This is a genomic window from Klebsiella sp. RIT-PI-d, from assembly GCF_001187865.1.
Taxonomy (GTDB): domain Bacteria; phylum Pseudomonadota; class Gammaproteobacteria; order Enterobacterales; family Enterobacteriaceae; genus Superficieibacter.
The window spans coordinates 242,513-264,739 of sequence record NZ_LGIT01000009.1; the positions used below are offsets into that span (position 1 = coordinate 242,513).

The 22,227-nt window shown below is 51.3% G+C and carries 19 protein-coding genes and 1 pseudogene; 13 read left to right on the plus strand and 7 right to left on the minus strand.

The window, feature by feature from the left end; all coding sequences use genetic code 11:
* The first annotated feature begins 69 nt into the window (after positions 1-69).
* From AC791_RS07745 to AC791_RS07765, 5 genes are all read left to right on the plus strand, one after another.
* Positions 70-1,140 carry a LacI family DNA-binding transcriptional regulator gene (locus tag AC791_RS07745; RefSeq protein WP_049839897.1) on the plus strand — a complete coding sequence of 357 codons (1,071 nt, stop codon included), beginning with the start codon at positions 70-72 and terminating at the stop codon, positions 1,138-1,140.
* Positions 1,137-2,108: a nuclear transport factor 2 family protein gene (locus tag AC791_RS07750; RefSeq protein ID WP_049839898.1), complete on the plus strand. Its 972-nt coding sequence runs from the start codon at positions 1,137-1,139 to the stop codon at positions 2,106-2,108. The genes AC791_RS07745 and AC791_RS07750 overlap by 4 nt, the downstream gene beginning before the upstream one ends.
* 105 nt (positions 2,109-2,213) lie before the next feature.
* Positions 2,214-3,356 carry an ester cyclase gene (locus tag AC791_RS07755; protein WP_049839899.1) on the plus strand — a complete coding sequence of 381 codons (1,143 nt, stop codon included), beginning with the start codon at positions 2,214-2,216 and terminating at the stop codon, positions 3,354-3,356.
* Complete coding sequence (hisD, locus tag AC791_RS07760) at positions 3,357-4,652, plus strand: histidinol dehydrogenase (protein WP_049839900.1); 1,296 nt, start codon at positions 3,357-3,359, stop codon at positions 4,650-4,652.
* Positions 4,653-4,705: 53 nt separating this feature from the next.
* Positions 4,706-6,010 (plus strand): amidase, encoded by a 1,305-nt coding sequence (locus tag AC791_RS07765; RefSeq protein ID WP_049839901.1) that lies wholly within the window; start codon positions 4,706-4,708, stop codon positions 6,008-6,010.
* Positions 6,011-6,200: 190 nt separating this feature from the next.
* Here the strand turns inward: AC791_RS07765 and AC791_RS07770 are convergent.
* The 3 genes and pseudogenes from AC791_RS07770 to AC791_RS20760 all read right to left on the minus strand — a co-directional run.
* Positions 6,201-6,374 (minus strand): annotated as a pseudogene (locus AC791_RS07770) (TA system toxin CbtA family protein); the annotation flags it as partial.
* Between the two features lie 46 nt (positions 6,375-6,420).
* Positions 6,421-6,573 (minus strand): hypothetical protein, encoded by a 153-nt coding sequence (locus AC791_RS20755; protein WP_228136892.1) that lies wholly within the window; start codon positions 6,571-6,573, stop codon positions 6,421-6,423.
* Positions 6,574-6,689: 116 nt separating this feature from the next.
* Positions 6,690-6,911, minus strand: a complete 222-nt coding sequence (locus tag AC791_RS20760; RefSeq protein WP_228136893.1) for a carboxymuconolactone decarboxylase family protein — start codon at positions 6,909-6,911, stop codon at positions 6,690-6,692.
* Here AC791_RS20760 and AC791_RS07780 point away from each other — a divergent pair.
* Positions 6,899-7,231 (plus strand): MarR family winged helix-turn-helix transcriptional regulator, encoded by a 333-nt coding sequence (locus AC791_RS07780; RefSeq protein ID WP_228136894.1) that lies wholly within the window; start codon positions 6,899-6,901, stop codon positions 7,229-7,231. The two genes, AC791_RS20760 and AC791_RS07780, sit on opposite strands and share 13 nt — an antisense overlap.
* A 422-nt stretch (positions 7,232-7,653) precedes the next feature.
* Here the strand turns inward: AC791_RS07780 and hdeB are convergent, their stop codons facing one another.
* Positions 7,654-7,956 (minus strand): acid-activated periplasmic chaperone HdeB, encoded by a 303-nt coding sequence (gene hdeB, locus AC791_RS07785; RefSeq protein WP_049839902.1) that lies wholly within the window; start codon positions 7,954-7,956, stop codon positions 7,654-7,656.
* 48 nt (positions 7,957-8,004) lie between these two features.
* A complete protein-coding gene (locus AC791_RS07790) occupies positions 8,005-8,601 on the minus strand; it encodes a DUF308 domain-containing protein (RefSeq protein ID WP_049839903.1) in 597 nt (198 codons plus the stop codon).
* A 232-nt stretch (positions 8,602-8,833) separates the two neighbouring features.
* Between AC791_RS07790 and AC791_RS07795 the strand changes: the two genes are divergently transcribed.
* The 5 genes from AC791_RS07795 (at position 8,834) to yfdE (ending at position 14,804) form a co-directional block, all read left to right on the plus strand.
* Positions 8,834-9,466 carry a YfdX family protein gene (locus tag AC791_RS07795; RefSeq protein ID WP_049839904.1) on the plus strand — a complete coding sequence of 211 codons (633 nt, stop codon included), beginning with the start codon at positions 8,834-8,836 and terminating at the stop codon, positions 9,464-9,466.
* A 121-nt stretch (positions 9,467-9,587) separates the two neighbouring features.
* Positions 9,588-10,838: a formyl-CoA transferase gene (frc, locus tag AC791_RS07800; protein ID WP_049839905.1), complete on the plus strand. Its 1,251-nt coding sequence runs from the start codon at positions 9,588-9,590 to the stop codon at positions 10,836-10,838.
* Between the two features lie 54 nt (positions 10,839-10,892).
* Positions 10,893-12,587: an oxalyl-CoA decarboxylase gene (gene oxc, locus AC791_RS07805; RefSeq protein ID WP_049839906.1), complete on the plus strand. Its 1,695-nt coding sequence runs from the start codon at positions 10,893-10,895 to the stop codon at positions 12,585-12,587.
* Positions 12,588-12,649: 62 nt separating this feature from the next.
* On the plus strand, positions 12,650-13,594 hold the full coding sequence (gene yfdV / locus AC791_RS07810; protein ID WP_049839907.1) for a transporter YfdV: 945 nt from the start codon (positions 12,650-12,652) through the stop codon (positions 13,592-13,594).
* Between the two features lie 67 nt (positions 13,595-13,661).
* The gene (gene yfdE / locus AC791_RS07815; RefSeq protein WP_049839908.1) at positions 13,662-14,804 is read left to right on the plus strand and encodes a CoA:oxalate CoA-transferase; all 1,143 of its coding nucleotides are present in this window, start codon (positions 13,662-13,664) and stop codon (positions 14,802-14,804) included.
* A gap of 46 nt (positions 14,805-14,850) precedes the next feature.
* On the opposite strand, the gene AC791_RS07820 is transcribed toward yfdE, so the two are convergent.
* The gene (locus AC791_RS07820) at positions 14,851-18,444 is read right to left on the minus strand and encodes a response regulator (RefSeq protein WP_049839909.1); all 3,594 of its coding nucleotides are present in this window, start codon (positions 18,442-18,444) and stop codon (positions 14,851-14,853) included.
* Between the two features lie 4 nt (positions 18,445-18,448).
* Positions 18,449-19,063 (minus strand): acid-sensing system DNA-binding response regulator EvgA, encoded by a 615-nt coding sequence (evgA, locus tag AC791_RS07825; RefSeq protein ID WP_049839910.1) that lies wholly within the window; start codon positions 19,061-19,063, stop codon positions 18,449-18,451.
* A 415-nt stretch (positions 19,064-19,478) separates the two neighbouring features.
* Here evgA and AC791_RS07830 point away from each other — a divergent pair, with 415 nt between their 5' ends.
* Complete coding sequence (locus AC791_RS07830; RefSeq protein ID WP_049839911.1) at positions 19,479-20,642, plus strand: EmrA/EmrK family multidrug efflux transporter periplasmic adaptor subunit; 1,164 nt, start codon at positions 19,479-19,481, stop codon at positions 20,640-20,642.
* Positions 20,642-22,189: a DHA2 family efflux MFS transporter permease subunit gene (locus AC791_RS07835; protein WP_049839912.1), complete on the plus strand. Its 1,548-nt coding sequence runs from the start codon at positions 20,642-20,644 to the stop codon at positions 22,187-22,189. Before AC791_RS07830 ends, AC791_RS07835 begins: the two co-directional genes overlap by 1 nt.
* Positions 22,190-22,227: the final 38 nt, after the last annotated feature.

Here is a 22,227-nt window from a genome sequence, read left to right on the forward strand (position 1 = left end):
AAACACCCATTGGCTGAGACGCCTGGAGCAAAGCATCGTGGGTAAGACGTTGATAAGGAATCAGGGGTAATGAAACGTAAGACTTTTGCAGCAGTCACATCCCAACAGGTCGCGCAGCTTGCGGGGGTATCGCAGTCCGCGGTATCGCGAACGTTCACGCCGGGGGCCAGTATTTCACCGGCGACGCGTGAAAAAGTGCTGCAGGCGGCGCGCGAGTTGGGCTATCGTCCGAATGCGATAGCCCGATCGCTCAACACGGCGCGTTCGCGCATTATCGGCGTGGTGATTTCTTACTTTGATAATCCCTTTTACTCGCAGGTGCTGGAGGCGCTGGCGCAGAAGCTGGATACGCTGAACTATCACCTGCTGCTGTTTGTCGGCGATCGCGAAGGCAACGTCGACCGGATTTTTGACCAGATCATGCAGTACCGGGTGGACGGTATTGTGCTGGCATCCGTCACGCTGTCGCTGGAGCTATCTGAGGAGTGCCTTGCCGCCGGGATACCGGTGGTACTGTTTAACTGCAGCGAAGAGAGCGGAATGGCCTCCAGCGTTAACAGCAACAACGAAGCGGCGGCGCGTCAGATAGCTGAATTTCTGCTGGCAGGAGAACACAAGCGTTTCGCCTACGTGGGTGGCGTGGCGGATTCGCCGGTCAATATTGCCCGACAGCGCGGGTTTATCTTCACGCTGGAAGAACACGGCATTACCGATGTCCAGGTGGTGCACGGGAATTACGATGTTCAGCAAACGACCCGCGCGGCGTATGCCCTGTTTTCGGCGTCGCCAGCACCGGATGCGGTCTTCGTCGCCAACGACCATATGGCCGTAACGGTGATGGACGTGGCGCGCTATGAGTTTGGTTTGCGGGTCCCGGAGGAGGTTTCTGTTGTCGGCTACGACGATATCGGCCCTTCGGGCTGGCCTTCCTACGCGTTGACGTCTGCATCACAGCCGGTGGGGGCGATGGTCGATGCCACGGTCGAGCTGCTCATGAAGCAAATTGAAAGCGGAACCATAGAGCCTGAACAGATTACGGTGCCCGGCACGCTGGTAATACGCCACTCAGCTCGTCGCCCGCGTAGCGGCATTATCGAAAACAACGGCTTATCGCTATTTCAGTCTAAGGAGCTCAAATGACCCGATTGCGGGGCTTCAGCCCTCAGTTCGACTCCATCCAGCAGTTCATTTTGACGCTGACGCACGTGGTATGGGAGCAGAAGGATATTGGCCAGCTGGCCGATTTTTATGCCACGCCGGTTGTTTTCATTACCCCGGAGAAGCAGTTGCATGAGCTCTCCCAGTTTATGCGCCTCACGCTCGAGGCCATGCACAGCTTTCCGCAGCGGTCTGTGCTGACGGAGGACATTCTTTGCAGCCAGAGTCCGGGGGACGAGTACTATGCGGCGCAGCGTACCGTTGCCCGCATTCAGCACCTGGGAGAGGGCTTTTTCGGTCCGCCGACCGGAAAGAACGTCTGGGTACGCACGTGGGCCGACCGCATCTGCGTCGACGGTGCCATACGCCAGGAGTGGCTGCTGCAGGATCGCGCCGCTATTGTGGCGCAGCTGGGGCTGGATATCCGTGAGTTTGCCTTTAACCTGGCGACCATGCGCCAGCAGCTTGGGCTGGAGTCTGTTTCTGCCGAGGCGCTGGATGCCCGCTGGGCGGGCGGCCCTGAAGGTGATGACGTGGAGGGCGCTCTGGCGGGCGTGGTTGAGCGCTACCTGACGATGTGGGCGGGCGGTAACAGCGGCGTGGTGCCCGGTTTATACCATCCGGCGGCGACGCTTTACGCGTCCGGACACTGCGTCTGTACCGGTGAACAGGACATCGCCGCACAGCTTTCCGGCTACCGCGCCTCCTTTGCCGACAGCGAAACGCAGCTTCATCATCTGGTTGTGCGTAAGGATCCTAATGAGCCGATTCGGATCTCACTGCGCTGGTCGTTGTTAACCTGGCATGACGGCTACGGCAAGTTTGGCGCGCCCACGCGTAAACCCGTTTCTATCACCGGTATCACCCAGCTTGAATTGCGTGACGGTTTAATTTTCCGTGAATATCTGGGAATTGATGAATTAGCGATTTGGTCGCAAATATTTAATTAACGGGGCGGCAGCCCCCTTATTCCGGCTGCAAATAATATCCGCGTTAAATTCACCCTCACTTACGGGTGCGGGTTCTTATTGTCTGAAAATAGAGCAGGAGTTTATATGTCTTCAACAGAAGCAACAAATAAAGCACCAGCCGTACCCGAAAAAAGCAGCGTAAAAGCGCTGAAAGATGAGCCCGTATTACAGGTAGAGCGCCGCGATTTTGTCGATCTGGTACCGGAGAAACGTCCGCGCGTGCAATCATTAAGAGGCTTTGATGATTGCTATACCGATATTGTCGATTACATTGTTCGCTGTACTCATAAAATATGGGACGAGCGCGACGTCGGATTAATTTATTCTCACTATACCCATAACTGCGTGCTGTATAATGCGCTGGGAACATTATATAACCGCGAGCAGGTGGTCCAGGATACGCTGCAGCGCTTAATTGCTTTCCCCGAGCGTCGCGGAATGGCAACCCAGGTTATCTGGAACGGGAATGATGTGGATGGTTTTTATACCTCTCACCTGGTAACGGGAAGCGGGCGGCATACCCAGCACAGTCATTTAGGCAAGCCGACAAACCGCACCTTTGTAACCCGTACCGTGGCGGATTGCATGATCCATGAGAATAAAATTTACCGGGAGTGGGTCGTGAGCGACAACATATCGCTGATGAAACAGCTTGGCCTGAACACCGATCAAATCGCGTTTAACATGGCAAAAGAGCAGTTTGATAAAGGCTTCCGCGTGATGGATATCGGCGAAAACGGCCGCATGCTGGGGCAATATCCGCCGGAGATGGAGTGCGATGTTTCTATTGCGCATACCGATACGGAAGAGCAGTGCCTGCGCTGGCTGCACGAGATCTACAACCGCCGGATGTTCGGCAAGATCAAAGAAGTGTACGCGCCGAACGTGCAGTGGCACGGCCCGCTGATGAAAGAGCTGTACGGCACTGCGGCAGTAACGCATCAGACGCTGGCGCTGGTAGGAATGATCCCCGACGGCGCGTGGCTGCCTCAGCATATTTGTTCCAACCCGTGCGACGAAGGCGGCGTTAAGGTGGCGGTTCGCTGGATCATCGAGGGACACCACCTGGGCTATGGCGAGCTGGGCAAGCCGACCGGGGAGCGATTGTTCGTGATGGGCATGTCTCACTACCACATCCTTAACGGGAAAATTGTCGATGAGTGGGTAGTTTACGACCACCTGGCGCTGCTGGCACAAATCAAGCTCGGCCAGATGGAGGATGCGTAAATGATCGAACAGGTGATTTGGATCAAGCGCCCGCAGGGGCAGGATGCGGAGGCCGATCGTTCCCTGACAGAGAAGGTCAGCGCCATTATCGAACGCGTGAGAAGCGAAGGCGACGCGGCTCTCAGAGCGTATTCGCAGCAGTTTGATAACGTCGTGCCGGCGCAGTTTGAAGTGAGCGGGCAGGAGATCGCCGAAGCGCTGGAGGTGATGGACGTCCAGACGCGTCGCGACAGCGAGTTCGCCATTAATCAGGTGCGGCGCTTTGCGCAGGCGCAGCTGGCGACCATGCAGCCGCTGGAGGTCGAGACGCTACCCGGCGTGCATCTGGGGCACCGGATCATCCCGGTGCAGACCGTGGGCTGCTACGTGCCGGGTGGCCGTTATCCCATCCTCTCCGCGCCGGTGATGTCCATCGTTCCGGCGACCGTTGCGGGATGCGAACAAATTATTGCCTGCCTGCCGCCGGGGGCACATCCGTCGATGATTGCGGTTTGCCATCTGGCGGGGGCACATCGCATTTTTAAAGTGGGCGGTGCTCAGGCCATCGCGGCCATGGCCTGGGGAACGGAAAGCATTCCGTCGGTGGATAAAATCGTCGGGCCGGGAAATGCCTTCGTTAATGAAGCGAAACGCCAGGCGTTTGGGAAAGTCGGCATTGATGCCCTCGCCGGACCAAGCGAGATTTTCACCCTCGCCGACGACAGCGCCGATCCGCGCATTCTGGCCGCCGATATGCTGGCCCAGGCAGAACACGACGTGCACACGCGCGTCGGCATGGCGACGACCAGCCGGGATATCGCCGAGCGTACGCTGGAGGAGGTTGAGCGTCAGTTAGCCAGCCTGCCGACGGTGACGACGGCGGGCGAGGCGTGGCGCCGGCAGGGCGAGATCGTGCTTTGCGAAGATGAAGCGCAGCTTATCGCCTTTGCCGACCATATGGCGACCGAACACCTGCAGGTACATACCCGCGATCCGCACGCCACAGCGGCGAAGATCCGCAACTATGGCTCGCTGTTTATTGGTCAGAACGCCAGCGTGGTGTTCTCCGATAAATGCTGCGGCACCAACCATACGCTACCGACGATGGCGGCAGCCCGCTATACCGGCGGTCTTTGGGTGGGGGCGTACGTCAAAATCTGTACCCATCAGTGGATTGATGAGCAGGGCATCCCGGCGATTGCAGAACCGGCGATACGCCAGAGCCGGACTGAGGGAATGCAGGGGCACCGACGGGCGGCAGAAATTCGACTGCGTCCGCAGGAGATTGACGCGATTACCACAGGTATGCGGGACTAAACACGAGGCCGGGCAGCATCCTGCCCGGCTTTCAACACCTGGAAACTGAGATAATGAAGCGCCTGATACCCCCAGACGACTGTCCGGAAGAGATTGCCCGCCGCCTCGAAGCCATAGAACAGCACCGTGTGCTTAACGCCATTCTCGGCGTTAATTCCGATGCGATGATCCTGGCGGAGGCGTATCAGAAGCAGCGTCGACGCGGTGAACGTATCGGCCCTTTGCACGGCATTCCGTTAATTATCAAAGATAATATCGCCTGCGCGTCGATGCCCGTTACTCTGGGCTGTCGCGCGCTGGGTTCCCTGCAGGCAACATCGGACGCGCGGGTCGTGCAGAGGCTGCGCGGGGCGGGAGCGATTATTTTTGCCCGAGCCAATATGTCCGAGTTTGCATTCGACGTGCGCTCGAGAAGTTCACTGGGCGGTGATGTAGCTAACCCACTTTGCCCGTCGGTTACCGCCGGAGGCTCCAGCGGAGGATGCGCCGCTGCGGTTGCGGCCGGCATGGCCGACGGCGCGCTGGGTACGGATACGGGCGGTTCAATCCGTATTCCCTGTAGCTATACCGGGCTGGTGGGGCTGCGCCCCGCCTTTCGTCGTTCGCAGCTGGACGGCGTTGCGCCGCTCTCACCCAGCAAAGATACCGTGGGCCCAATGGTCCACAGCGTTGAAGATGCCGCCTTGCTGCACGCCATCACCCACGGCCTGCCCCCGGTTCCTCTTCCTGCCCGTTCACTCAAAGGCGTTCGCTTTGGTGTGATTGCTGCCTTACAGGGGGAGGATGAAGCGCAATTGGCCGTGTGGTTGAGGGCGCTGCACACGCTACGCAGGGCAGGGGCGACGCTGGTGGATGTCTCTTTACCGTTTCTGAATGACGTCAGAGAGGCGACCTGCCTAAGCCTGTATGAATTTCGCATGGCGATCGACGACTGGCTACGCAAGCAGCCCGGTGCGCCTGCTGGACTGGCGAGCATTGTCGACTCCGGTGCTTTTCTGCCAGAGTTTGCTCCGTTTCTCAGGCAGATGCTGACGTATAATACGTTGAAAACCCCGCTTTGGCTGGCGGGACGGCGGTTTCAGCGAGGGCTGCGACAGAACCTTTACCAGGCCGCAGAGCTGCAGAACATTGACGGATTTTTGTATCCCACTGTACAACGTTTACCGGAAAGCATGGCGAAGATGCCGCCAGGCTGCGCGCCGGAGCTTGCCGCCATCAGCGGCTTGCCTGCGATAACGCTGCCGTGTGGCGTGAGCCGAAGAGGATTGCCGGTGGGAATGGAGATTATGTTAGCGCATGAGGATGAAACTGCATTGATGATGCTGGCACTGGCCTGTGAGCAGGCTTTTGTCGGGTGACATAACGTGGAGTAGGCACAAAAAGCCCGCAGGGCTTGCGCCGTGCGGGCTCTTAGAACTTCATCGAATGAATTTGGTCATCACCGATGGGCTGGCGGAGTCTGAGTTTTTTCGCTAACCACCTGAATTAAAATGCTATTTATTCAATTTAATTATTCTCTGGTGCCTAAGGAAGTAGCTAAAACTAATTTCATTTTATCGGTCCGGTCGCACGACGGGCACGCAGAATGTCGATGGCACCAATCAGTGAAGAGCGTTCGGTGAGGTTGAAACGGCTGTAGTCGGCGCGCACCAGTTCATACCTTTCCACATTGAAATTGACAGCATCACACAGAGAGATACCAGCGTTGATGTGCGCCTGAATTTGGAGTGGTCAACTTAAACCGTGCTTATCGCCCGATGAACTTATCTCATCGCACCGGAGGCGAAAACCGAAGTGCCCCGGCAATGCGATTCCAGGCATTAATAGCGCCGATGGCTGAGGTCAGGAAAATGATTTCCTGGGCGATAAAAGCCGCTTTTACTTCCGCATAAACCTCATCAGAGACATGCTGGCCTGCCATTAACGTGAGTGTTTCCGTCTATGCCAGAGCAGCACGTTCGCGCCCGGAATAAATACCGGCATCTCGCCATGCCTCGACCGAATCCACTTTAGCTGCTGAAAAGCCCGCTTTACGGCCTATATTGAGATTACGCAAAACGCACAGCCGTTAAGTTGTGATGCACGAAGTTTGAGGAGTTCGATAAGGTTTTTTTCCAGACCGGAATCATCGATCGCCTTTCCGGGCGCAGCCAGCGTATTCACCACCTTCGGGAGAAGGAAAGCGGGGTGAGAAAGGCCATCCTGGTTACCTGTTACGTCAGGCCCATGCCGCTCATAAAATAAGAATGAAAAACGCATTGAAACAGTCAGGGCTGACACAGCCTCAGTTTTCTGTGGTGACGATGATTCTGGCGTATGCGGGCATATCAGGCGCGCAGCTGGCCCGTCTCTCTTTTCTGACCCCCCAAACCATGAGTGTTATCGTTGCCAATCTGGAACGTGACGGAATGATAATCCGGCGCCCGCATGAAGAGCACGGAAGAATTCAAATCATCGAGTTAACCCATTCAGGTCGCGAAGTAATGGATATCAGCAAAAAAGCGGTTCAGTCAGTAGAAGCCAAATTGTTATCCGATTTGTCCTCCGAAGAGGAAACCGTGATACGCAATGGTTGGTGAGAATAGCCCAACTGCCGATCTGATAGGGCGGCGGTGCCGAAAATTCTGAACAATCGTCAGTCAATGTAGTCTTTGTGGAAAATAATCTTAGGGTTGTTTATTTAACTGTGATGATATGTCAATTCACGGCTAATCAACCATTATGTCGGATAAGGTTTTAACCACATCGCGAATATGTGCTGGCGGATCATCTAAACATGAATCCGCACAATACATTATGCAAAAATATGCCAGAAGCATGATTGCGATAGTCACTATTTTCATCATCTTACTTCTGGTATTCTCTTCTTCAGAAGAGATATCAATTTCTAAAGTGGTCATCGTTTTTTTGCTTAGTAGTGTTACATGATGTCGCGGTATATATCAGGCCCCTTCACTGTAAACCATCTGGTAGCAATAACAGGTGAAAAGGCCTGATGCAATCACCGGATCTCGTTAATCCACTGTTCCAGTTTAGTTTCCGGGTTGGATTTACAGATCTTGATCAGACGCGGCACTGAGATGGTATCCACTTCATTCCAGTCCACATAATCTCCTCCTTTAAACTGTGTATCTTTATTAATGATCCAAAACGCCACTGGCGTCATGGCTTTTGGATTCATATCCACAAACTCTTTACAGGTCATCTCCTGAGGGATATTTTCATTCAATTTTTCAGCGCTGGCTACATTAACGACAGAAGAAAACGCGATGACAGCAATAAGTGATTTAAATAACGTATTCATAAAGTAAACATCTCAAAGTGATAAAGTAAGTATCGTAATGGCGTAATACTACGCCTGCCGATGGGCTGATTTTTTGATCAGACTTTCAAAGCTATTACACAAAACAAAGTAAGTGCATGAATTTGATACCATTTCAAGGCCAATAAATATTGACGTCAGCATCCAGGTAGTTTCTTCGCTTGCGCCCATCCAGATAAAAGCGATAACTAAATCAAGAAAACCGATCAGCATGCACCAGTAACGTCCCACCATCAGGGAGTTTTTAAAGGCTGCTGATAAACGACACAGGCCAGCAAGTAAAAAAAGAAAGCAGATTGTGGCCGAAAGAATATTTATTCCAAGAATAGGACTCAGAAACACCCCGGCGCCGATAACAACATAAATAATGCCGAAAAGGATCAGGCAAAAAATAGCAATTTTGCCACTTTTTCTGAATGTATAAGCACTGCCCAGTGAAACAATGCCGCAAACAACCAACAGAATGCCGGTTAAATAGCTTAGTGCAACGCCTGCATAAATCGGAAACAGCAAACATAAAATGCCACTTGCTGCCAGTAATAGCGCAAAGATGAATGCGGTTTTTTTGTATTTAGTTAATATTCTTTCATTGAGCTTGCTCAACGTTTGACGATCGATAAGTAACATTATTGTACCTTGACTAAATATAGTTAATTGTAGTGTGATTAAGCATTGAGGTGATCATATTTCATTATCTTGCTACGGTATATCAGACAGCGTGTAGTTCACCTGCTGTTAATTCCTACGCGTGTAATCCAGGTCATTCAAATACGTATCTGTGCTCTTATGTTACGACGTAATTTTCGAGAATATTATGACGCCGATTTCATTTAATATTCAAATCTAAGGAAAACCAATCATGAAACGTTTTGCAATGGCAACTGTATTTGCAGCAATGATCGCAGCAGCGCCAGCACTGGCAACCGCCGCTACTACCACTACTGCGACCTCTGATGCTGCATCACAAGAGACTGCACTGCAGGTACGTGCAGCCGATCAGATTGCCGTTCAGGGCCAGAATGCACTGCATGACATCCAGTTAGCCCGTGTCGCGCTGTTCCAGGGACACCCGGACAAAGCAGAACTGCTGACTAACCATGCCGCTACCCTGCTGGCGGATGACAGCGTTGACTGGTCCAAATACTTCCGTACGGATAAAAAAGCCAGCCTGAAAGATGACAACTACGTGGCCATTGATGCCGCAATGGGCATTTCTGAAGACTTTGTCGCTTCGCCAGAAAAACAGGATGCCATCAAACGCGCCAATAAAAAACTGGAAAGCGGCGACAAAAAAGGGGCAGTGGAAGAACTGCGCCTGGCCGGTATTGGCGTAATGGAAAATGTTTGTCTGATGCCGCTGAAACAGACCCGCAATGCGGTTGCACAGGCGCAAAAACTGATGAGCGAACATAAATATTACGAAGCCAACCTGGCGCTGAAAGGCGCTGAAGATGCAGTGATCATCGATAGCGCGGCGTTGTTTGCCAGCTAATAACGCACGCCGTCTGGTCGGACAGCCTTGCTAAGGCACCGACAGTATCGCTCTCGCTGGGTCACTCCTCGTTATGTCGTGTGACCCTGCGAAGATCGCTCTATTTATGAAAGGTACAGCCATGACTACTCCTCTTCAGGGCATTAAAATTCTTGATTTTACCGGTGTTCAATCCGGCCCTTCCTGCACGCAGATGCTGGCATGGTTCGGTGCCGACGTTATTAAAATTGAACGACCGGGTGTGGGTGATGTTACCCGCCACCAGCTGCGCGACATTCCGGATGTCGATGCGCTCTATTTCACCATGCTGAACAGCAATAAACGTTCTATCGAACTCAACACCAAAACGGCTGAAGGCAAAGAAATAATGGAGAAGCTGATCCGCGAGGCGGATATTCTGGTGGAGAACTTTCATCCCGGTGCTATCGATCACATGGGATTTACCTGGGAACACATCCAGGAAATTAATCCACGGCTGATCTTTGGCTCCATTAAAGGATTTAATGCCTGCTCGCCGTATGTCAACGTGAAAGCCTATGAAAACGTGGCTCAGGCTGCGGGTGGCGCTGCGTCTACAACTGGCTTCTGGGATGGCCCGCCGCTGGTTAGCTCGGCAGCGCTTGGTGACAGTAATACCGGCATGCATCTGCTGATCGGTCTGCTTGCCGCGCTGCTCTACAGAGAAAAAACCGGTCTCGGCCAGCGCGTCACTATGTCGATGCAGGATGCCGTGCTTAACCTTTGCCGCGTCAAACTGCGCGATCAGCAGCGCCTGCAGCGCGTAGGTTATCTGGAAGAGTATCCGCAATATCCGAACGGCACTTTCGGCGATGCAGTGCCGCGTGGCGGCAATGCGGGCGGCGGCGGTCAGCCTGGCTGGATACTAAAATGTAAAGGATGGGAAACCGATCCTAATGCATATATTTATTTTACCATTCAGGAACAGAACTGGGAAAATACCTGTAAAGCGATCGGCAAACCAGAATGGATTAACGACAGCGCATATAATACGGCAAAAGCACGTCAGCCGCATATTTTCGATATTTTCAATGTTATCGAACAATTTACCCTCACCATGGGTAAACACGACGCTGTGACTTATCTTACCTCTTTTGATATTCCCTGTGCGCCAGTATTGAGCATGAAGGAAATTGCCGAGGATAGCTCACTACGCGAAAGCGGCAGTGTGGTAGAGGTCGATCAGCCTCTGCGTGGCAAATACCTGACGGTCGGCTGCCCGATGAAATTCTCAGCATTCACTCCGGAAATTAAATCAGCGCCTCTGCTGGGTGAACATACCGTTGAGATTTTAAAAGAACTTAATTACAGCGATGAGCAAATTACCGCGCTGAAAAATAATAACGCAATTTAATGAGTAGAGGAGTCGGTGGCTCCTCTTTCTTGTCGAATATTGGGACACATTACTATGTCGGATGAACACGCGCTGACGGACGGTATGCATATTATCGTCGACGCGCTGAAAAAAAATAATATCGAATGTATTTATGGGGTGGTGGGCATTCCTGTTACGGATATGGCTCGTCATGCTCAGGCAAAAGGTATTCGTTATATTGGCTTTCGTCACGAGCAATCTGCAGGTCACGCTGCTGCCATTCGCGGTTTTATTACCCAAACGCCGGGCGTTTTCCTGACCGTTTCTGCACCAGGCTTTATGAACGGTCTGGCCGCACTGGCGAATGCCACGGTCAACGGTTTCCCGGTAATCATGATCAGTGGCTCAAGCGACCGTGCAAAAGTCGACCTGCAGCAGGGCGATTATGAAGAGCTGGATCAGATGAATGCGGCAAAGCCTTACGCAAAAGCGTCTTATCGGGTTAATCGACCTGAAGATCTGGGTATCGCACTAGCTCGTGCCATTCGTGCCGCCACATCAGGACGGCCGGGAGGCGTTTATCTTGACCTGACTGCTGAGGTCCTGTCAGCCACCATGAGCATCGATGACGCGGAAAAGAGTATTGTTCAGGTTGAGCCTCTGGCATTAAAGCAGCTCCCGGATGATGCCTCCATTACGCGTGCACTGTCTCTGCTGGCAAAAGCGGAACGTCCGCTGGTTATTCTGGGGAAAGGCGCGGCATATTCTCAGGCTGATAAGACGATCCGTGATTTTATCGAAACCACGCAAATCCCTTTCCTGCCCATGTCGATGGCGAAAGGACTGCTGGAAGATACGCATCGGCTTTCGGCGGCGACCGCGCGTTCGTTTGCCCTGGCAAATGCCGACGTTGTGGTATTAGTTGGTGCGCGTCTCAACTGGCTGTTGAACCACGGCAAAAAAGGATGGGCAGCAGATACGCAGTTTATTCAACTGGATATCGAGCCCCAGGAAATAGACAGCAATCGCAAAATTGCCGCACCGGTGGTGGGCGATATTGCCTCTTCAATGCAGCTTCTGCTTTCTGAGCTGGCACTGCGTCCTTTTATCGCGCCTCTGGTATGGCGCGATATGCTGGATGTCCATAAACAGGCTAATGCCCAGAAAATGGCGTTGAAATTAGACACCGTGACGGCACCGCTGAACTATTTCAATACGCTGCGGGTGATCGGCGATGTTCTGGCGGACTATCGCGATATTTACCTTGTCAATGAAGGGGCCAATACCCTCGATAACGCGCGAAACCTTATCAATATGTATAAACCTCGCCGCCGTCTGGACTGCGGTACCTGGGGCGTGATGGGGATTGGTATGGGCTATGCCATTGGCGCCGCTACCACGACTGGCAAATCGGTGGTGGCCATTGAGGGCGACAGCGCATTTGGCTTTAGCGGCATGGATATCGAAACCATCTGCCGGTACAACCTGCCGGTAACCGTGATCATTTTCAATAATGACGGCATTTATCGGGGCGATGGTGAAAACCTTAGCGGCAATGGCGATCCTGCTCCGACCGATCTGCTGCGTCATGCGCGCTATGACAAAATGATTGAGGCTTTTGGCGGCATCGGCTATCACGCCACCACCGAGAAGGACGTTCGTGCTGCGCTGATTGCCAGTCTTCAGTCCCGCAAACCGTCGCTTATTAACGTGGTGATCGATCCTGCGGCCGGTACGGAAAGCGGGCATATCACAACGTTAAATCCAAAGCATCTCACCAATCAATAAGGCTTTGTCGTCATCTGTACCCCCTGCATTTTACCCAGGGGGTATTTAAAGGATAATTTCCGATGTTTACTTTTTTTACCGGCGATTTGCTGCCAATTATCGTGATTATGCTGCTGGGATATATCAGCGGTAAACGCCAGGCGTTTAGTGAAGATCAGGCGAGAGCGCTCAACAAGCTGGTGCTGAATTATGCCCTCCCTGCGGCGCTTTTTGTCTCAATTGCCCGTGCCAATCGTGACATGATTTTTGCTGATACCCGACTGACGCTGATTTCACTGATCGTCATTGTGGGATGTTTTCTGTTCTCCTGGTTCAGTTGCTACAAGTTCTTTAAACGTACGCATGCGGAAGCGGCGGTGTGTGCGCTGATTGCCGGTTCACCGACCGTCGGCTTTCTTGGCTTTGCGGTCCTCGATCCTATTTACGGCGCGTCCGTGTCGACCGGGCTGGTGGTTGCCATTATCTCTATTATTGTCAATGCGATAACCATCCCACTCGGGTTGTATTTGCTCAATCCTTCTGCCGATCAGCAGGGAAAAGGCGCGAATAAATTCAGCGCATTGATTGCCGCGGCGAAAGAGCCTGTGGTATGGGTTCCTGTCCTGGCAACGCTTGTCGTGCTGGTCGGCATTAAAATTCCGGCGGCCTGGGATCCTTGCTTTAATCTGATCGCTAAATCTAACTCCGGCGTCGCCGTGTTTGCAGCAGGCCTGACGCTGGCAGCCCACAAGTTTGAGTTCAGCTGGGAAATTGCCTACAACACGTTCCTGAAATTGATCCTGATGCCGCTGGTATTGCTGATAGTGGGCGTACTGTTCCATCTTGACGCAGAACAGTTGCAGATGACGGTACTGGTTGGCGCGCTGCCGCCTGCTTTCTCAGGCATTATCATCGCCAGCCGGTTCCAGATCTACACCCGCGCGGGTACAGCGTCTCTCGCCGTCAGCGTTATCGGCTTTATGATCACCGCACCAATGTGGATTTACATCAGCCGATTGGTCTCCTGAGTCGTTTTATATGTTGATGGCAAAGGGCGCGTCGTGCATTTTGCCATCCGTGAGTGAGTACAAGTTAATGAGTGAAGCAAAAATTCCCGGCCCTTTCAGTGACCTGCTGGTGATTGATATGACGCACGTGCTGAATGGTCCTTTTGGCACGCAAATTTTGTGCGATCTGGGTGCGCGCGTTGTCAAAATCGAGCCGCCGGGCCACGGCGATGACACCCGACTGTTAGGCCCTTTCCTGAACGATCAGTCGTTATATTACAGCTTCGTCAATCGGGGAAAGGAGAGTGTGGTGCTCAACCTGAAAACCGAACACGATCGGCAGATATTCATCAATATGCTGAAAAAAGCCGACGTGCTGGCGGAAAATTTTCGCCCGGGCACGCTGGAAAAACTGGGCTTTTCCTGGGAGACGCTACAGGAGATTAACCCCCGTTTGATCTACGCCTCCTCCTCGGGATTTGGTCATACCGGTCCGTTAAAAGAGGCCTCTGCTTACGACACGATTATTCAGGGCATGAGCGGCATTATGATGGAGACGGGCTTTCCCGATGGCCCTGGTGTGCGGGTGGGAACTTCTATTTCCGATCTGTGCGCGGGGGTGTATCTTTTCTGCGGCATCGCCAGCGCGCTGTACGCACGGCAGAAAACCGGCCGTGGGGCGCATGTAGATATTGCCATGTTCGACTCTACGCTCACTTTTCTTGAGCATGGAATGATGAGTTACATTGCCACTCATAAGACGCCAGCGCGTCTGGGCAATCGTCATCCGTATATGGCGCCGTTTGACGTTTTTGCCACGGCAGATAAACCTGTCAGCATCTGCTGCGGCAACGACAGACTGTTTGCCGCGCTGTGTGATGCCCTGCAACGGCCGGATATGGCCAGCGATCCGCGCTATACCACTAATGTGCTGCGGGTGGAGAATCAGGCGGTGCTAAAAGCGGAGATCGAAGCCGTACTGTCCAGTGAAACCGCCGCCACCTGGCTCGCCCGTATCGGTGAGGCCGGTGTACCTGTAGCGCCGATACTTAGCGTTGCCGAAGCGATTGAATTACCGCAGACGCAGGCCAGAAACATGATGATAGAAGCCGGCGGCATCCGGATGCCTGGCAACCCCATTAAAATCAGCGGCTACCCGGATCCGCATGTTCGTCCAGGTGCCGCCACGCTGGATCAGCATGGCGAGGCATTACGCCGGGAATTTGCCTGAGCCGGTGAGTCCCGGGAAGAGGATAATTCCTTTCCCGGCGGCGGATTTAGTCCCCGGCATGTTTAAGGTAGTGCGCAATTTCCCGTTCAATTTCTGCTGAACAGACTTCCAGCTTATTGAGCAACTGAAGGGAAGGCTGAATATCAGGCGGCACAGGCAGCGATTCAAGCTGGTGGCAAATATCCCGCAGCGCGACCAGATTAAGGATCCCTGCTGAACCGTGGATGCGATGAATATGCCTTTTGAACGTGTGCCAGTCCTGACGATCCCAGGTTTGTCGTGCCATGGTTAAATCATCACGGCAGGCGTCGCTAAAGGTGGTCAGTATTTCGCGTATTAACTCAGGGTCGCTTTCGGTATTTGCCTGCAGTGCCTGAAGATCAAGATGATGGTAATCGACAACCAACGGCGTCGTCCCGCAAAGCTGGCTCAGGTGGCGCTTGAGGATATCAAGCGTCAGCGGTTTAAAGAGGCACAGATCCATGCCTGCGTTAAGCCCGCGTTCGCGTTCATGAGTCTGCGCGTTGGCGGTTAATCCCCAGATGGTGAGTGGGGTATGGTTCTGACGCAGAGCCTGCGTCAATTCAATACCGTCCAGGCGAGGCATGTTGACATCGGTGATAAGCAAATCAAAGTGCTGCTGACTAACTTTATCGAGCGCATCCTGACCATCGCAGGCTTCTGTGACGTCATAGCCTAGCGTGCTGAGTTGCCGCTTAAGCAGCAGGCGATTAGTGGGATGATCGTCAGCGACAAGAATACGCAGCCCCGCGGGCAGTGGATAAGCGGTTTCTTGATCGTCTGCCACACAGTCTTTACGGGATGTGACGGCTACCGGAAGGGTCAAGGTGAAGGTCGAGCCGATACCCGGCTGGCTTTCTACGCTAAGTTCACCCTGCATTTTGCTCACCAGCTGTTTGCAGATCAGCAATCCCAGGCCTGAGCCCGTTTGCTGGCGTCCGCACTGTGTCTGGCTGTAATGTTGAAACAGAAGCTTCTGCTCTTGAGGACTGATCCCGCAGCCTGAATCTGCCACCTCAATGACCAGCTTTGCCATATCGTTACCTCCTACAATCAGCGCAGCATTGAGTTTGACAACACCGGCATGCGTAAACTTCAGCGCATTACTGAGCAGGTTGGTAAGCACTTGCTTAATCGCCTGCGGATCAATCATTACTGCGCTGTGCGGATCGATTGCAAGATCGATCGTTAATGCGATGTTCTTTTTAGCCGCCAGCGTATGCCACGCCCGATGGATCCCCGTAAGGTGGCGGGTAATATCAACCCATTCAGGCTGTAATTGATATTTGCCGGACTCAATTTTGTCGACATCAAGGATCTCGCCAATCAGGTCGAGCAGAGAGTGTCCCGTTGAATAGGCCAGTTTGATGGCCTCAGCTTTCTGTTCCTGGGTTTGTGTCTGACTCGCGAGCAGCTCAAGGAAGCCCATAATTGAACTGACCGGGGTTCTTATCTCATGGCTCATGGTTGCCAGAAACTGACTCTTGGCGAGCGTCGCATTAATAGCTTTGTTTTTTTCAATCTCCAGCGCGTGGATAAGCGAACGCGTTTCGGTAATATCTTCCCAGCCGCAAATAAAGACTTTGTCGGCGCTGGCGGGCAGATCGCACACCGTTAGCCAGTGCTGAATGTAGCGCGTTGTAGTGCCGTTACTGATCTCCATTTCACGCGTATTTATTGGGCGATAGCCGTCCGCCTCCAGCCTCATTTCGGCAAATTCGCGTAGTACGGTTGAAAAGGGCGACTGCGCATCGGTCAACGGGAGTGCGGCGGTCGCGTAGTATTCCGGGGTAAAATACTGCGAAAAGGCGCTATTGTGACTCCTGATATGCCCCTGCGGATCGACCACATAGCTCGGGTTTGGCAGAGAGTCGGACAGCGCTTTACGAAACGAAATCTGATTTTCAAGATCGCCCTGTATGGCCTTACGACGGTTAACTTCGCGTAACAGATAAAATCCCCAGAGCAGGCTACTGACGATCAGGGCCACTGACAGGCCGGTAACTATGTAAAACTGCTGGCTATAAAGATCCCACGTATCAATGGTAACGTTAGGCATCTTGGTCCATTTTTCAGTTAAACGAAGCAGTTCGCTCGGCGGCAAATTATTAAATGCCTTATCAATAATACTTTTCAGTTCCGGCTGATCCCTGGGCAGCGCAAACGTAATTGCCGCGCGCGGTGTATGCCGCAGGCGATAGAAGACCTGGGTATCCGGGTAGTAATGGTCAAGCATATATTGCGCCGTTGGCTGAGTGGTCACCAGCGCGTCCAGTGTTCCCTCCTGAACCTGATGAAACGCCGCGCTGGCATTTTTAATCTCTATCCATTCCACTTCGGGGTAGCGCGCTTTCAGCGTGGCATCAAGACCGTAATAAGGCGGCAAACCGACCTTCATTCCCGGTTTCAGTTTTTGCACTTTCATCAGGTCTTTTTTCATGACGTAGACATAGGGCGTCATCATCAACGTGTCAGTAAAGGCAACCTGATGTTCACGTTGTTCTGAATAAATGGCTCCGGGAAAAATATCCCACTTTCCATCCGGATTAAGTTCCATGCCCGAAGGGCCATTGGGCGAAGAAACCGGAACGAACTTCATACCGGTCTGCAGTTCGATAATATTCAGCAGATCGCCCATGATGCCCCGCGGCGTACCCTGCTCATCAGTCATTGAAAACGGCGGATGAAAGGAGTTAACCAGCACCTTGACCGTGGGATGATTCTTGATCCATTTTTTTTCCTGAGCGGTTAATGCCAGCGGTTGATTAACAAATCCCAAATTGCCGACATTAAGCCAGTTCTGCATCACATCCCTTCTGACCTCATTGGTCAGGCTGTTGACAAATCTGTCGAGAATAGAAGACAGCACGGATGTCTCTTTACGGGTAAAAAAGAAGTTGAGCTGGCACGGGCAATCATAATATTTGATAGCGTTCAGCGAATGGGTAAAATAGCGTGAGATCAACGTACTGCTAATAATATTACTGCCGACAAAATACTGATTATCGCCAGAAGCAATTGACGCCAGCGCCTCGTAATGATCGTCATAATCAACGATGGTAGCATTGGGAAATGAACGGAAAATCATGGTGCTGGCCGGGTAGCCATTAACCCGCGCAATGCTCACCGGTTTAGTGGTGCTGATCGGGCGCATGGTGTTATTAACCGTCGTGATCAGCACCGGGAAGGTGGTGATCAGCGGTTGAGACACTTTAAAGATTGTCTCCTTCGGCCGGGCGTTAAGCAGATCGGTCAACATGATATCCACCTCGCCTTTTTCGAGGGCGTTGGCGGCATCCACTGCAGTTGGATAGACCCGCAGAACAATATTAACTTTCAGATTTTGTTGCAGTAACCCAAGATAATCAGCGTTAATCCCTTTAGCCTGCTGGCCAGGTTCAGTCTGTAAAAGGGCGGTGTGCATCGTACGATCGATACCGATGTAAAAATGCTTTTTGCTGTTCAGCCAGCGAAGCTCGTCATCGGTTAAACGTAAATCGTCAAGCTCGACGCTGCCGTTGGTGAACTGAATAGCGTGGTCAGTCCAGGATAAGGCCGTATGGCCTTGCAGAGAGAAAAACAGAAAAAAGGGGATGAGAATATAATTGAGAAAATGCATCCGGTTACCAGATTTTATTGTTTTGTGCGAAAGTAAAAAGGCTCATCAATGATTTGCATTGAAGTTTATCCATTAACCGGCTTTTATAGGTGCTAACGGTTTTATTACTGATAAACATTTTCTCTGCAATGGCATTGTTATCATCGCCATCAAGAATGAAGCGCAGCACGGTGATTTCTTGCCGTGACAACGAGTCCAGTTTTTGTTGGTCGGATGTCAGCCGTCCGGTAAACCGTTCCATGCTGAAAGGAAAGTAACTATAGCCATTTCGCGCAGCCTCAATGGCCGCAATAATATTGTTAACGCCCTCTTTTTTACTGACAAATCCATTGGCGCCAGCCTCTGCGCTGTAGCGACCGTAAAAATAATCATTCTTAGCTGAAACAATAATGATAATCCCGGTGTAATGGCGCTTGCGCAGCATTTCGAGAACCTGGATACCGTTATGGCCCGGAATATCAACATCAATGATCATAATATCAGGCTGCAACTTTTCCATACTCTGTACCGCTTGAGAACCATCACTCAATTCGGCAACAATTTCCACTGAGTGCTTACGCAGCAGATTGCGAATAGCCGTAATGGCGAGCGGGTGATCGTCAATGATAATTGCTTTCATTTCTAATGCCTTATTCCGCTAATAATATTTTTTGCTGTGAATACAGTTGTCGACAGAGAAACCAGGTTTAAATGATGATCAATTTTACGTCAGGCGCTGAATGTAGTGCAAAAAGAATTCAATATTGAGAGCCCATATTAAAAGGGAGAAACTAAACAAAACGATAACGAATGCAAGGTGTCTAAATTATGATTTATAATCAATGGCTTATGATTTTTTCTGACGGCGTAAAACTACAGTTGTAGGAATTGTATGGCAACAATATCAGGAAAATCTACTATTAAGTTTCTGATAATTTTTTATCCTGTGCACAGTCGAAATATCCTGCGGTGCATCATTTGTGTTAATAACATATTACGTTTTCGTAAATGTTATGGTGAGATGTTAAAATATAAGCTTAATATGAGAAATTAACGTGGAACGGTCTGAAGCGTCAGAAAAGAAAAAATCACGAAAGAAATATTTTATTGTTTTTTTAGGTATCGTACTTCCGGTATTTATTGGCCTTTTTTTCTACTGGGATCTCGTCCTGAGTCGCCAGGTTAATACTGATGATGCCTATGTGACGGGCAATATGAATGCCGTCTCATCACAAGTTAACGGTAGCGTGACGACAATTAATTACACCGATACCGAGTTCGTGCGCAAGGGGGATATCGTTATCGGGCTGGATAAAACAGATTCAATCATTGCCTTCAACCAGGCCAAAAACAATCTGGCCAATACGGTACGTGAAATGCGCAAGCTATATGTTCTGGATTCTCAGTATCTGGCCAATGTTAACGCGGCAAAGATCCAGGCAAAGCAGGCATCAGAAGATTATCAGAGACGGCAACGCCTCGCGGCGAGTGGCGTTATCGCACGCGAAGATCTTGAACATGCAAAAGACAGTGTAATAAGCAGTAATGCCGCACTGGATGCCGCCGTACAGGCCTACAAAGCCAACAAAACGCTCATTATGAATACCTCGCTTGCACAACAGCCGCAGGTGCTGCAGGCGGCCGATAATATGAAGCAGGCGTGGCTTGCGCTTCAAAGAACGGATATCCGTAGCCCGGTAACCGGCTACGTGGCACAGCGTAATGTTCAGGTTGGCGAGACAATTACCCCGGCTCAGCCGCTTATGGCAGTAGTGCCCGCGCAACAAATGTGGGTGAATGCCAATTTTAAAGAAACGCAGCTGACCAATGTCCGTATCGGCCAGCCGGTCACGCTTACCAGCGAACTGTATGGCGATAAAGTGATTTTTCATGGTCATGTTAAAGGCATCAATATGGGGACCGGCAATGCGTTTGCACTGCTGCCTTCGCAAAATGCTTCTGGCAACTGGATTAAAGTCGTTCAGCGCGTGCCGGTAAACGTGGTGCTGGATGAAAATGAACTGAGCCAGCATCCGCTGCGTATTGGTTTGTCAATGAATGCCACTATTGATATTGGCGCAAGCCATCGCAAAGCCTTACCGGAACTGTCAACCGTTGTGACCAGCTCTCCGGCTTACGTCAGCGATGCACTTGTCATTGATACCACGCCGGTAGAGATGGAGATCGCCAGAATCATTAATCTGAATGGTCAGCCCTGATGGAGAGCGTAAAATCATCACCGGAGCCACTGCGCGGTGCAATGTTGATTTTCATGACTTTTGCGCTCTCAATGGCGACCTTCATGCAAATGCTGGACTCGACGATTTCCAATGTGGCGATCCCGACTATTTCAGGTTTTTTGGGGGCTTCAACGGATGAAGGAACGTGGGTTATCACCTCTTTTGGGGTAGCCAATGCGATATCAATTCCTTTAACCGGACGTCTGGCTCAGCGTTTTGGTGAGTTACGCCTTTTTTTAACCTCAGTGGCTCTTTTTTCGCTGGCGTCACTGGCCTGTGGCTGTTCAACCAGCCTTGATATGCTGATTTTCTTCAGGGTAGTGCAGGGTGCAATGGCGGGGCCACTCGTCCCGCTGTCACAAAGCCTGCTGCTGAGAAATTATCCACCGGAAAAGCGGACGTTTGCTCTGGCAATGTGGTCAATGACCGTCATTATTGCCCCCATTTGTGGGCCCATTTTAGGCGGATATATTTGCGATAATTTTAATTGGGGATGGATATTTTTTATTAATGTTCCAATGGGGATTATCGCCGTCACACTCTCGGCAACCTTATTAAAAGGCAGGGAGACAGAGACGCAATCGGTGAAAATGAATTACGTTGGTTTAGTACTATTGGTGCTTGGCGTCGGTGCGTTACAACTGATGCTAGATAAAGGCAAAGATTTAGACTGGTTTAACTCTAATACTATTTTGATCCTGGCGGTGGTTTCGATTCTGGCCCTGGTATCGCTAATTATCTGGGAGTCAACCGATGAGCATCCCATTCTCGATCTTAATTTGTTTAAATCACGGAACTTTACTATTGGGATAATTTGCACCACCTGCGCTTTTCTTTTTTACTCCGGTGCAATTGTGCTAATGCCGCAGTTACTTCAGGAAACGATGGGATACAATGCGATATGGGCTGGCCTGGCATATGCGCCGATAGGATTAATGCCGCTGATTTTGTCGCCGATCATTGGCTTCTACGGTAATAAAATTGATATGCGCATTTTGGTAACGTTCAGTTTTGTTGTCTATGCCATTTGTTACTACTGGCGATCGGTCACTTTCACGACGGGTATCGACTTTGTCGGGATTATTAGCCCGCAAATATTGCAGGGATGTGCGGTAGCCTGTTTTTTCCTTCCGCTCACGACGATTACGCTTTCAGGATTGCCGGATGATAAATTTGCTAATGCATCCAGTATGAGCAACTTTTTCCGTACGTTAGCCGGCTCAGTCGGGACGTCGCTGACGATGACCCTGTGGAGTCGCTGGGAATCAGGCCAGCATGGGCTGTTAACCGGACCTATAAACAAGTTTAATCCAATATTCAATGAATATTATCAAAAGGCAGGGCAGTCAGGATTTTCTTTCTCGCAAGTGCTTGAGCAGGTAAATAATATGATTACTCAACAGGGGATGCTTATTTCTGCTAATGAAATATTTCGTCTTTCATCAATAGCATTTGTGATGCTCACTATTCTGGTGTGGTTTGCCAGACCTCCCTTTACCCAGGGGGGAATGACTAACGCTGCCTGAGTCTCAGCAAACTATTATCCGGAAATAGACCGACGCTA